This window comes from Prevotellamassilia timonensis, from assembly GCF_900106785.1.
GTDB lineage: Bacteria > Bacteroidota > Bacteroidia > Bacteroidales > Bacteroidaceae > Alloprevotella > Alloprevotella timonensis.
Genome location: NZ_LT629841.1, coordinates 209,799 through 223,433 on the forward strand (window position 1 = coordinate 209,799; position 13,635 = coordinate 223,433).

Annotated in this window: 6 protein-coding genes; 5 read left to right on the top strand and 1 reads right to left on the bottom strand. The window is 54.9% G+C overall.

Going from position 1 to position 13,635, the window contains the following annotated elements; genetic code table 11:
- Positions 1–9: 9 nt before the first annotated feature.
- Positions 10–6,390 (top strand): hypothetical protein, encoded by a 6,381-nt coding sequence (locus BQ5453_RS02665; RefSeq protein WP_071122028.1) that lies wholly within the window; start codon positions 10–12, stop codon positions 6,388–6,390.
- An 840-nt stretch (positions 6,391–7,230) separates the two neighbouring features.
- Here the strand turns inward: BQ5453_RS02665 and BQ5453_RS02670 are convergent.
- Entirely contained in the window at positions 7,231–8,400 is a 1,170-nt protein-coding gene (locus tag BQ5453_RS02670; RefSeq protein ID WP_071122029.1) for an ATP-binding protein, read from the bottom strand.
- Between the two features lie 346 nt (positions 8,401–8,746).
- On the opposite strand from BQ5453_RS02670, the gene rpoN reads away from it, so the two are divergent.
- The 4 genes from rpoN to BQ5453_RS02690 all read left to right on the top strand — a co-directional run bounded on the left by rpoN (position 8,747) and on the right by BQ5453_RS02690 (position 13,479).
- Entirely contained in the window at positions 8,747–10,270 is a 1,524-nt protein-coding gene (rpoN, locus tag BQ5453_RS02675; RefSeq protein WP_071122030.1) for an RNA polymerase factor sigma-54, read from the top strand.
- A 56-nt stretch (positions 10,271–10,326) separates the two neighbouring features.
- Positions 10,327–11,016: a hypothetical protein gene (locus BQ5453_RS02680; protein ID WP_235860014.1), complete on the top strand. Its 690-nt coding sequence runs from the start codon at positions 10,327–10,329 to the stop codon at positions 11,014–11,016.
- 74 nt (positions 11,017–11,090) lie between these two features.
- A complete protein-coding gene (purE, locus tag BQ5453_RS02685) occupies positions 11,091–11,597 on the top strand; it encodes a 5-(carboxyamino)imidazole ribonucleotide mutase (RefSeq protein ID WP_022100990.1) in 507 nt (168 codons plus the stop codon).
- A gap of 13 nt (positions 11,598–11,610) precedes the next feature.
- On the top strand, positions 11,611–13,479 hold the full coding sequence (locus BQ5453_RS02690) for a 4-hydroxy-3-methylbut-2-en-1-yl diphosphate synthase (RefSeq protein ID WP_071122031.1): 1,869 nt from the start codon (positions 11,611–11,613) through the stop codon (positions 13,477–13,479).
- The last annotated feature ends 156 nt before the right edge of the window (positions 13,480–13,635 follow it).

Below are 13,635 nucleotides of genomic sequence, written 5' to 3' on the forward strand. Positions count from 1 at the left end.
TAAACCATTATGACAAAGCATCTCACCATACGTCTGTCATTACTATTGTTGCTGTTATTCCACACCGCCACAGTCCGTGCCTGGAGCGTGACGGCCGTGGCCGATGCCGACGTGGCGCATGCCTACCTCAACAATGTGGCATCTGGCTCTATAGCCGAAACTAAGACTGATGTGACGGCCATCAAACTCAGCAAGTACTATACCAGGATACTGGCCGATTTAGGACTGACAGAGAACGCCTCAGGGCAGTCGCTCTACATACGTTGGTACATCGAAAATGCCGACGGCACCTTGGCCAACATCGACGGCAAACTCACACCGGCCACCACCGACAAGGGGCACATTACCGACACGCAGTGCCTTTATTGGTGCAGCACGCTCACCACCACGCCTTTTAACTCGGCCAACAAAGCCGCCATTCTCGACCTCAACTACAAGAATGCCGGCACTGTGGGCCAAAAGGTGGTGGCGCTCATTGCCAAAATTGACGACACCAACCCCCTCACCACTGCCAACGGTGCCGTAACGGCCGAGCCAGCCAAGTTCCAGCTCAAGTACAGTTTCAGACTGGTGGACCAGACTAATGCCCGAGCCTGCTATATTACAACTGACGCCTCACACTTAACGGCAGACCAAGCCTATTTCACTTGCAGTAAGAATGCCACGAACTTTGAGATAACAGCCGATGCTGGGAACAATAAATTCTCACGCTTGTATCTGGTTGACCGCACCACAGGGCAGATGATTGAAAACAGCCAAGACTACATAGCACCTGTCAACACCTTATGGCCTGTATTGGGGGCATTTTACAAAACGCCACAAGGCCAAACATTCTACTCACGTACAACAGCTACTACTAACCCACAAAGTTTGCGTATCACCCTGCCAGCAGGCAAAACGCCCAGCGACATCAAAGTGGTGCGTCTCTATAGCGACAATAACACCGGCCTGGTAGCTGGTAATCTTGTCAATGTCAACACCAAATACCCCGACTACTTTGTAGCACAAGACCCCGTGGCATGGAGCTCGGTGACTGAATATACTTACAAGCCTTACACTTTCCAACACTCCTCGGGCTATGCCTACAACTATGCCCCCGAGGGACTGAAAGACGGCCGCCAACAAGTGGCGCAATGGACCTACCAATACTACGTTAAACCTGGCGAGAAGCGCAAACTTATCGTACCTATAGCCAGCCATGATGGCAGCGACAAGACTACAAGTTCCATCGAGCCGACTGGATATTGGAGGTGGTACGACAATGCCACCGACCGCGCCTGCACCTACATCAGCACCACCAACAACACTGGCTACAAACTCGAGGAGCCATGTTATGACGACCACGACCAGTCATACGGCCTGTTCAAATATCAACTTGGCTATAATGAGTGGGCCACGGTTGAGAATGTGGCTTCTGTAATGTTCAACACCCCTACAAGCGGTTGGACCGGCACCGACGTGGCTTGCGATGTGAGCCGCTATAAGGACTACCCCGGCACAGCCCCTGACGTTAAATACGAGCCCACGCTCTCGTTGCGCTATCTGTTCAAGGTGCGCCCAGCCACCGATATTGCCGACAACATCAAGAAAGCCCTCATGTCTGGCACTGCCTACGAGGACAACGGCCACATAACGCTCGGCATGTACAATGGCTACAAGGGCAACATCACCCTGCGCATGGCCATCAGCGACTTGAGCATGTACTACTTCTACCCCTACACCAACACCGACTTTGCTGCCCCGTCACAGGAGAGCCACTTCGGCACCACGCTATGCCAGGGCAAAACGGTAACATGGACGGCCATCACACGTATCGGCACTAAATACTACTACCACATACTGAAAAATACCGAAGGAACCGAGGCCATGCTCCAAGGCCGATATGACATCAATATCAACATAGAATCGTTCAAAGGCGAATACAGGCCCGTGAGCGACGGTCTTGGCCAGCCCTCATCAGACGTGCACACCATCAGCAGCATGGCCATAGGGCAACCCTATTATGTGTTGGCCTATGTCAACGACTACGACAGCCACACTGCCACCACCAAGCACTCCACGCCTGTGGCACGTTACACCTGCTACTTCCGTGCTGAATCGGCTCCGCAGGACATCGACAGCCTCGACTACAACCGCACACACGCCGTGCTCGAACGCAACTACACCCAAGTGGCCGACATCAGCTTCGACGACATGGCGGGCATGAATTATAACAAGCCTGACACAATATACGTCAATGGCGATGCCTACAACAACCAGTGGAACCAACCGTTAGACTGGAACCGCACTTACTATGGTTTTGTGTACCCCGGGCTCACATCACAAATGGCCCTTAATTCTGACTGGATGAAGCAGTGGTACAAATACTCGCCCTACCATGGCGACTACGTGATTATAAAGTCAATGAACGACCCCGTTGCCTCAAAGAATGCCATTGGAAGCTACTGTTTCTATGCCCCTGAAACACTTTACGATGCCACCTACTACCGCACAGGCGGCAAGCAATACGGCTATTTCGTATACCTTGATGCAACCGACGAGGCACGCCCCATTATCTCAACCGACTTCGATGCCAACCTGTGCGAAGGTTCTACCGTCATTGCCACTATCAACATTGCCAACATGACTGATAAGACTGCCGCGCCGCCACAGCTCATGTTCAAACTCTACGGCGAGGCCATCGACCAACAAACGGGGAAAAAGCAGAGCCAACTCATACAGTCGTTTGCCTCGGGCGATTTCAAGTCGGTAGGTGCCACCGAAACCGGCCGGTGGTATCAAGTGTTTGCGTTCTCGGTAATAGCTACTGGCACACACCCCGAAAAGTATTCACACTTTTACATCACCGTCGACAATCAGGGAGCCAGCACTGATGGCAACGACTTTGCCATTGACGACATACGCATCTACGTTAAGAACCCGAAGATTGAGGTGCTGCAGCAAAGCGACGATGCCGACATCTGCAAAAACCGCGAGAATGGCGCCAAACTCAAACTCACCATGGTGTACGGCCAAGTGAAGGACGCTCTCGAACTGCCCAACTATACCGACGCCACCACCGACATCACACGCCCGCTCTTTTGGCGGCTGGTGCATGCCGACACGGGGCTACCGGTCAACACGGCGTATGGCGACTCTACCTACAATGCCGGCCACACACACGACTATGGCGCCATTGTGGTGCACAGCACCGACACCCTTAACCGCCGCAACCTGTACGCAGATGCCAACGAATACTACCACCTCATACTGGCCAACCGCTTTTTCAAACTCGACCCCCACAAGCAGTACTATGTGTCGATAGCCACACCGCGGCGCCGCATTGTCAACGGGGTGGAGGTGTACGAACCATCGTCATGGGGCACCCCCAACGCCACGTGCTCCATCTACAGCGAACCGCAGGACTATGTGCAGCAAGATGCCGTAGTGACCGACGAGAATGGCTCGGTCAACACCACCTTCTCGGCCGAGTGTGGCGCCACCACGGTCATGGTGCAGATGAAGGGCCGCCTGTCGCTACCCGACGGCGTGAACGGCGGACGCATAGAGGTGAGCCGCTGGCCCTTCGACTGGTTCAGCGGTTCAGTAGCCGATTTTCAAGCGGTGAGCGGCCTCAACACCGCCCTTGTCAACTTCCGTGCCGAATACCCCAACGACACCACCCTGCAGCCCACCAAGGGCTGCTACACCAAGGCCGACTCCACGCTGTTGCACCAATATGTGAAGGGCGTGCCAAGCAACAGCATCAATGAGTATGAGCAAAAGCTCTATCTGCTGGCAAGCGACACCTTCAAGGCGCCCTTCAACCTGCCTGCCGATGGCAATCGCGTTGTCAAGATTACGCTCATTCCACTTGCCGGACAACACACCGAACCGCGCACCATGCCGGTACAACACTTCACCATTTGCGGCTATCCGCTCGAAACCTCGGCCACGCTCACCCACGACGGGCCTGTGCTCAACCTGGGCTTCCCCTCGGTCACCTATCCCGACGAATGGGCACACACCGCGCGCTACCTGCGTCTCGACCTCAACCAAATGGCCGCCCTCATGACTGATGGCAAATACCTGCGTGTGCCCATACACAGCTATGCCGACGCGCAACGCCCCATCAGCACCAAACTGCACAACCTGCAGTTTGTCACGTACAATGCCGGCACAGCCCCGGCACAGCTCATACTGAGCGCCACCAACGACCCACTCAACACGGCCAACATTGGCAAGAGCTTTGGCACTGTGCAAAACCCCACCATACAGCCCGCCACACGCAACCTGTCGTTCAATCTGGCACCGGCCAAGGCTGCGGGCATCGAACTGCACGAAGGCTACGACTACACGCTCGAAATGCAATACTACGATGCCACACAGAACCCCGGCTCGGCCAACACCTGCAAGGGCACTACCTACATCACGCTGCAGGTCATACCCGAGTATGTGACGTGGACCAACCAACTGGCCAACAACGACAACTGGAACAACGATGCCAACTGGCGACGCGCCAGCAAGGCCGAACTGTACAGCACCACCTACAAGGATTATGGCACTGACATTCCGGGACTGCAGCAAACTGCGGGCAGCGATGCCGGCAGCACACCGCACGCTTTCATTCCGCTGCGCACCACCAAGGTGATTGTGCCAACTGGTGGGGAGCCTCCCTTCCTTGGCACTTACTCCGTGGCCGCACACGACTCGCTGCTCATCTACCTTGACAACGCGGTGAATGCGCCGGCCACCACCAACATAGCCTACTACATGGTGCTTAACGACAAGCCCGTCACATCGGCCACAGGCACCTATTACGACTGTGTGCGCTTCTATGCCAACACGTGCGACCAGGTGTACTTCAAGCCGCGTGCCGAACTGCGCTACCAGCAATACTTGCAGTATAACCAGGCGTGGGTGGACGTTGAGATGCAGCCGGGCGAGTGGACCATGTGGAGCTCGCCGCTCAAGTCGGTTTACGCTGGCGACTTTTATGTGCCGCAGGCCACTGGCCGCCAGCTTACCGAGGCTTTCAAGCCCATCACCTACAATGCCGCCGTAAACAGCCGCGCGGGCTACCCCATCTACCAGCGCAGCTGGGACAAGGCGCAGTCTATGGTCATTACCGACTCCGACGATGCCCTGCGCAACGACTACGATGCTTACATCGACTACGACTCGTTCAGTGGCACCGACACCCTGGCCGTAATGCAGCAGTGGAGCAGCCGCTACAACGATGTGACGGTGCCCTATGCCCCCGGTCGCGGCGCGGCCCTGCTGAGCGAGGACAAGCCGCTCACGGGCCAGCCCACCCTGGTGCGCCTGCCAAAGGCCGACACGCAGTATGCCTACTACCGCGCCGATGGCACTAAGCGCCAAACGGTGGCACTGCCTGCACGCACCGGTCAAGGCCAACTGGCCACCTCCGACCCCGCAGTGGGCGACCCGCAAAAGCTCACCGGACGCCTCGTCATCAGCATCGACGAGGCTAACAAGCACCAGGACAACGGCTACTACCTTGTGGGAAACCCTTACATGTCGTCGCTCCACATGAAGCGTTTCTTCGACCAGAACACGCAGCTCTACCCCAAATACTGGACCATGCAGAACGGGCAGATGTGTGCCTTTGATGCCAGCGCCGACAATGTGGTGGCGCCCATGACGGCTTTCTTTGTCAAACCCGTGAGCGGCACCTTGCTGCAAAACATTGAGTTTCTGCCCATCATGACGGTGCCCTTCACCTCGGCCGTGACGCAGTCGGCCGAGGCCACGCTGCGCCTTACGCTCACCAGCGGCAGCCACACCACCAGCGCAAGCATTGTGGCGGACAAAGGGGCCGCGGCCGACTTTAAGGAGGGTGAGGACGTTGAGGCCATGTTCGACTCCAACACCACGGGCTCTGCCCTCACGCTTTACACCATGGCGGGCCAGTTGGCGGCCGCCATCAACCATGTGCCCGATCTGTGCAATGTGCCGCTGGGCATTGTGGCCCCCACCACCAGTGCTGCCACGCTGCACATAGCTGGCACCGACCAGCTGCGCAAACCGCTCTACCTGTACGATGCGCACACCAAGCACTACACGCTGCTCACCGACAGCACGGCTGTAACGCTCACGCCCAATGCGGTGGGCCGCTACGCGCTCACATCGCAAGCCATTGCGCCCCAACCTGTGCAAACGGCCTTGCGCTGCTGGGCCTCACAGGGGGGCATGGTCACTGCCACCACCGCGCCCGACGATTGCCTGCGTGCGGTGCTTGTGTTCGACCCCACGGGTCGCCTTGTGCGCGAGTTTCAGCCTGCTGCCGTGTCGTACACTTTCAACTTGCCGGCCGGCCCTTACCTCATCACTGTGTGCTCTGACGCTGTGACGGAGGGCCGCACCTTCAAGGTGGCGGTGGGGCATTAGCACTAAACGATAGCACTAAACGTTAGTGCTAAACGCTGGCACTAAAGGCTAACACTAAATGCTAACACTAAACGCAAGTACTAAAGGCAAGTACTAAAGGCAAGTACTAAACGCTTGCACTAAATGCAAGCACTAAACGCAAACACAAAACGCAAGTACTAAATGCTAACACTAAACGCTTGCGTTTAGTGCTTGCATTTGGTGTTAGCGTTTAGTGCTTGCGTTTAGTGTTAGCATTTAGTGTTAGCATTTAGTGTTAGCATTTAGTGCTTGCGTATTCTTGCGAGGCGCCTCGTCCCCATTAGTGCACAATGCAACAACCATAAATATTTGTTTGGGGATTTTACCTGCACCTTGCACTTTTTGGCGTAACGCACTGGTTTTCAAAGCTTCTGAATGTGTAGGTAACAGCTGTCACTGCATACACATTGCCTGCACAAGTGTATGTAAAGACGCACCAAAGTGCAGTAGTATTTACTATTGTGCCAGAGCGGCGCACGAATTTAGGGAGGTAGAATTTTCGGTTTCTCCAAAACAATTTCCTACCTCCCTATGCTGTTATACGTGGCTGCGCCCGTAAAAATCCGTTATTGTTAGTGCAGACAAGTGCAAGCACTGTGCAGACAAAGTGCAGGTGCAGTGCAAGCAAGTGCAAGCACTGTGCAGGTGTACCTACACTACATAATCCGCTGATTTTCAGTTTATTTAGAGCAAAAAGTGCAAGATGCAAGCAAAATTGCCAAATCAGTATTTATGGTAAAACACCTGCACATTGTGCACTAAAATTAGCCCACAGGCAAACGGGGTGGCAAACTGCACAACACGGCCTTCCACGCCCACTTAATACAACAGCCCAAACCACCACAAAGGCAGTACATTGTCGTGTCCATACTCAATGTCGTCCTTCACAACATAGGCATTCTGCAACCCTTCAATTTGGGCATTTCCCTTTTTGCGTCCGCCTATCTCAAAGCTGGCACCACCTATGCAAAAGTCTGTTTGTCTTGACGCCACAACATCTGCCACTACACGCGCCTGATTGTTGAAAAAAGTTTCACGCACATTGCCAATGTTAGCATTTTGAGGAGCAAGGGCATATATGATGTTCGTGTTGTCAAGATACACTTTATCCACCTTGCCCAACTGTCGTATGCCAACTGTGTCATCACGTAATTGCGCCACAAGTCCGGCCTCCTCAAGTAGCGTAAGGTGTTCGGCCACCACATTACGGCTTACCCCCACCATCTCGCCAATCTTGCTCATATTGGGCTTAAAGGGTACGCTCTCAGCTATGATTGACAGCAGCCGTTTCAGCTTGTACGCCACAGCATAACTCATCATCGCAAATGCGGGTATGTCTGCATCAACCGACATACTCACAATCTGCCTGAGCTTCTCTATATATCCCGACTCCGACGCAAACGGGTAATATCCATTGTGCAAATATTCAGCAAAATAGGCCAAGGGGTGTTCTATCGCACCAACTTCAGCATTTTGCTGCAATATCTGCTCCAGTGAGTGTACTGGCACGACTATGCCATGTGCGTATTCAAGATATTCTCTGAACGACAGTCCTTGCATGTGGTACATTACCGCACGGCGGCTCAAGTCCGACACGCCCTTTCTGATGTCGAGCACCGACGAACCAGTGAACACCACGCACAAGTCCGGGTAGTAGTCGTATATCAACTTCAGTTCCTTCGACCAATCGGGATAGCGGTGTATCTCGTCTGCAAACAAATATTTGTAGCCAAGTTTCGACAGTTGTCCGGCAAAGTCGACAAGGCGGTGTGTAGTAAAATAGAAGTCCTCCATATTCACATACAACACCTTCTCCCCCTGCAATTGTTGCTTTATGCGCTGCAAAACAAGGGTTGTTTTGCCTACACCTCGAGGGCCGGTCAAACCTATCATGCGGTTGCTCCAGTCTATCTTGTTGTACATATAGCGGCGAAATTGTACCGGTGTGCGCGCCACTATGTTGTTATGTCGTTGAATTAGCTGCTCCATATCTCAAGTCATTTTATGCAAATGTACTAAAATTGCACTGACTCGGTGCAAATTTGGCCGCAAATTGCACCGAGTTAGTGCAATTATTGGCAAAATTTGCACTGAGTTAGTGCAAATTGCGCTCGGTTTGCAGTACAATTAGATAAAGTACGCGCCACCTACGCGGCACCTCGGCAATGAAAAGGAAAAAGATTGCATCGTTTTTCCTTTTCATTGCGCTCGGTTTGCAGTACCTTTGAATAAGCTACGCGGCACCTCGGCAATGAAAAGGAAAAAGATTGCATCGTTTTTCCTTTCCATTGCGCTCGGTTTGCAGTACCTTTGTAGCATAAAACAGACGTTACCTATGGCACAACGATTAGAACAAACACAGGCGGCTGTGCAAACACAGCAGTTGGCATCGCTACAAGTGGCGGTGGCCAAACTTGTGGAGCTGCCCGTAACCGAACTGGCCGCACGGGTGAGAGATGAAATGGTGGACAACGCCGCACTCGAGGAGAAGGACGGCGAGGACTATCCTACACACGACGAGGCCGATAATACTGACAATAACGATAACAACGAGGAGAACGACAAGGACGCTGAGGCCGACGAGGCAAATGCCTATGAGGAGAGCGAGGACTACGGACGCGAGGCTGACGCTATGGGCGACTACTTCTCGGCCGACGATGTGCCTGACTACCTGCAACAACGCGCCGACGAGGAACGCGACCGCAAAGAGATGCAGTACTCAGGACAGACCTCATTCTACGAGGACTTGCAGCAGCAAATCAGTGAGCACAACCTTACCGAACACGAACAGGAGGTGATGGAATATGTCATTGGCTCGCTCGACGAGGACGGCTTTTTGCGGAAGGACCTTGATGCGCTGGCCGACGAGTTGGCCATTTACCACAATATAAACACCGACCGCCACGAACTTGAACGCTTGCTCGGCATTTTGCAACAGTTTGAGCCGCGAGGCATCGGTGCACGCTCGCTGCAGGAGTGCTTGCACATACAACTGACTGACCCCGAGCGCCGCACGCCTTACACCAAACTGGCGCTGGAGGTGGTTGACCGCTGCTTTAAGGACTTTGTGGGGCGCCACTGGAACGTGGTTAAGCAGCGCCTTGGCATGGACGATGACACCTTTGCCCATGTGCGCCACTTGCTCGTTCACCTCAATCCGCGTCCGGGCAGTGCCCTTAACGACTCTACCGCACCAAGTGCCCCAACGGTGGTGCCCGACTTCTATGTCAGGGTTGACGACGAAGGACGCGTGGAGGTGGGCATGAACAATGGCGATGTGCCCGAACTGAGGGTGAGCCAGGCTTTCCGCGACAGCATCAAGCAGTATGGCGGCAACAAGACGAAACTGTCGCGCGAGCAACGCGACGCTTACACCTACGCCCGCCAAAAGGTGGACTCGGCCTTGTCGTTTATCAACTTGCTCACGCGACGCAAGGAGACTCTGATGTCGGTTATGCGTGCCATTGTTGACAAGCAACACGCCTTTTTTGTGAACGATGATGACGAGAACGACTTGGTGCCGCTCACGCTGAAGGAAATTGCCGAAATGGCACGGGTGGACATTTCGACCGTGTCGCGCGTGACGAACAGCAAATATGTGCAGACTATGTACGGCACTTACCCGCTCAAGTTTTTCTTCTCGTCACAGTTCACCACAAGCGATGGCGACGAACTCTCTGCCCGCAAGGTTAAGGCGGCTCTGCGCGAGCTGATTGACGGCGAGGACAAGCGTCACCCGCTGAGCGACGAGGCGCTGGCCGCCAAGCTCAAGGAGGCTGGCTACAATGTGGCTCGCCGCACTGTGGCCAAATACCGCGATATGCTGGGACTGCCTACCGCACGCCTGCGCAAGGAGTGAACGGGGCAGGGGGGGAACAGGTTACCCCTAATCAATCAACACAAAACAGATACATCTTGGACAATACTGACATACATAACGAATCAAGCGCCCACACGGCGCACAATCTGCGTGAGAAGGCCAGCGGGGTGAGCAGCGAACTGATAGTGCTCACTGCCCACGTTGTGTCGTCGCTCTACTCGCCGTTTTACCTGCCGGTAGTGGCCTTTGTGGTGCTGTTCTTGTTCAGCTACCTGAACATGCTGCCCATGCAGACAAAGGTGATACTTACACTGATTGTATACTTCTTTACGATACTGCTGCCCCATGTGGCCATATACTGCTACCGCAAGCTGAATGGGTGGACACGGCACCAAATGAGCCGCCGCGAACGCCGTTATGTGCCTTACGTGCTGAGCATTGTGAGCTATGGTGCACTGCTCTACCTGCTCTACGGCATTCACATGCCACGCTTTGCGTTGGGGGTGATTGGCGGCGCGCTGGTCATACAGGTGGTGTGCGCCATTGTTAACAACTTTATCAAAATCAGCACACACGCTGCCGCCTCGGGGGGTGTGGTGGGGGCACTGATAGCCTTTTCGTTCATCTTTGCCTTCGACCCCACATGGTGGGTGTGCCTCACCACGCTGCTCTGCGGCATGGTGTGCTCGGCACGCCTCATTCTGCGACAGCACACCTACGCCGAAATAGGGTGGGGCGTACTGGTTGGCGTGGTGAGCGGATTTGTCAGCATTTTGCTGATATGAATGGTTGACAGGTTAACGAGTTGACAGGTTAACCACGCCCTCATATATAGACTTCAAACTCTACAAATATAATTATGACACCAATTATTAGCATTATCATGGGCAGCACAAGCGACCTGCCCGTTATGGAGAAGGCTGCCAAGTTTCTTGAAGAGATGCAAGTGCCTTTCGAAATGAATGCCCTCTCGGCACACCGCACACCTGCCGAGGTGGAGGACTTTGCACATGGTGCACAAGCACGCGGCCTGCGTGTGATCATTGCCGGTGCCGGCATGGCTGCTGCACTGCCTGGCGTGATTGCCGCCAGCACTACGCTGCCCGTTATAGGTGTACCCATCAAGGGCATGCTCGACGGACTGGACGCCATGCTCTCTATCATACAGATGCCTCCCGGCATTCCCGTAGCCACTGTTGGCGTGAACGGTGCACAGAATGCGGCTATCCTGGCTGTTGAAATGCTGGCACTCTCCGACGAGACTCTGGCCAAACGCCTGGCTGACTATAAAGAGGGCCTGAAGCAGAAGATTGTGAAGGCCAACGCCGACCTGCACGAGGTGAAATATCAATTCAAAACAAACTAAGCTTACTACATAAGTGTCGATATTCAACTATAATCCGCGAATGAGCCACGAGGTGGTGATTGGCAACCGGCCACTCGGCGGCAATAATCCGCTGCGCATACAGAGCATGACCACCACTGCCACCACCGACACCGAGGGTTGCGTGAAGCAGTGTATGGCCATATTCGACGCTGGGGCCGACTATGTGCGACTGACTACACAGGGCACACGCGAGGCCGAGAACCTGCGCCACATCAAAGACGAACTGCTGAAGCGCGGCTACGACCGCCCGCTGGTGGCCGACGTGCACTTCAACCCCAATGTGGCCGATGTGGCGGCTGCCATTGTGGAGAAGGTGCGCATCAATCCGGGTAACTATGTGGACCCGGCACGACAGTTCAAACACCTGGAATACACCGACGAGGAGTATGCCGCCGAACTGGCACGACTTGAAGAGCGGTTTACCAAACTGCTCAACATCTGTAAGGCGCACCACACGGCTCTGCGCATTGGCGTGAACCACGGCTCGCTCTCCGACCGCATCATGTGCCGCTACGGCGACACGCCGGCGGGCATTGTGGAGAGCTGCATGGAGTTTCTGCGTGTGTGTGTGAAGGAGGGATTCAAGGACGTGGCTGTGTCTATCAAGGCATCTAACACGCAAGTGATGGTGCGCTCGGTGCGCCTGCTGTGCAGCGTGATGCGCATGGAGCACATGGACTTTCCGCTGCACCTTGGCGTGACCGAGGCCGGCGAGGGCGAGGACGGACGCATAAAGAGTGCCGTGGGCATTGGCGCACTGCTGGCCGACGGCATTGGCGACACGCTGCGCGTAAGCTTGAGCGAGGCTCCCGAGGTGGAGGTGCCTGTGGCCTACAAACTGGCCGAATATGTGGTGCGACGCGCCGGACACCCCGAAATTCCCGGAAAGGAGGCCCCGCAGTTCAACTACGAAAATCCTTCGCGCCGCCGTACCACTGCGGTTGGCAACATAGGTGGCGACAATGTGCCGGTGGTCATATCCACACGCCTCAACAACGAGACGTACACGGCTACCAACGGCCAGCCCACGCCCGACTACATTTATGTGGGGCGCAGCCTGCCCGGCAAGGACAAACGCATGGCTGGCACGGGCTATTTGGTGGACGCTGACTTGTGGCAGGGCGAGGTGGGCACTTATCCCGTGTTTACGAAACGCTACCTCATGGCCATGCCTGCGTGCAGGGCAAGCATCAAGTTCTTGTTCCTCACTTACCTCGACCTTGACGACGAGGTGAAGGCGCTGCTGCGCACCGTGCCCGGGGTGGTTATCATAGCACAAAGCAACCACCAGAACCGCTTGGGCGAGCAACGCGCACTGGTGCACGAACTGTGGTGTGAGGAACTGCGCACCCCGGTGGTGTTCTTTGAGCAATACCGCATGGGCGAGGGCGACAAGGAGAATTTCCAGCTTTACGCTGCTGCCGACATGGGCGCACTGATGTTTGACGGGCTGACCGACGGCATCATGCTGTTCAACCAGAAGCCTGAGGGTCAGCGCCCGCTGCCGCTCGAGGTGCAGGACGCCACAGCCTTTGCCATACTGCAGGCTGCCCGCTTGCGCACTACCAAGACGGAGTATATCAGCTGCCCTGGCTGCGGCCGCACGCTCTACGACCTACCAGGCACCATTGCCCGCATCAAGGCTGCCACAGCGCATCTCAAGGGCCTTAAAATAGGCATTATGGGCTGCATAGTGAATGGCCCAGGCGAGATGGCCGATGCCGACTATGGCTATGTGGGCGCCGCACGCGGCAAGGTGAGCCTTTACCGAGGCAAGGTGTGTGTTGAAAAGAACATACCAACCGACGAGGCCGTTGACAAGCTGCTCGAACTGATTGAAAAGGACCGCAGCAACTCTTAACCGGTTCTTGGCTATAGGCTATGCTGCCTGTTAAAACGTGAACAGGCGAACGTTCTCAAGTACAAAACACAAGCACCCAACGCTAGCATCAAACGCTAACTCTAATGGGGGCGACGCGTCTCGCGTCGGGGAAGTGCCATGTTCATACACTTAATA

Bases quoted from the DNA above. Each gene is read 5' to 3' on its own strand.
- rpoN (WP_071122030.1), top strand. From the start codon at position 8,747: ATGGCACAACGATTAGAACAAACACAGGCGGCTGTGCAAACACAGCAG.
- BQ5453_RS02665 (WP_071122028.1), top strand. From the start codon at position 10: ATGACAAAGCATCTCACCATACGTCTGTCATTACTATTGTTGCTGTTA.
- purE (WP_022100990.1), top strand. From the start codon at position 11,091: ATGACACCAATTATTAGCATTATCATGGGCAGCACAAGCGACCTGCCC.
- BQ5453_RS02670 (WP_071122029.1), bottom strand. From the start codon at position 8,400: ATGGAGCAGCTAATTCAACGACATAACAACATAGTGGCGCGCACACCG.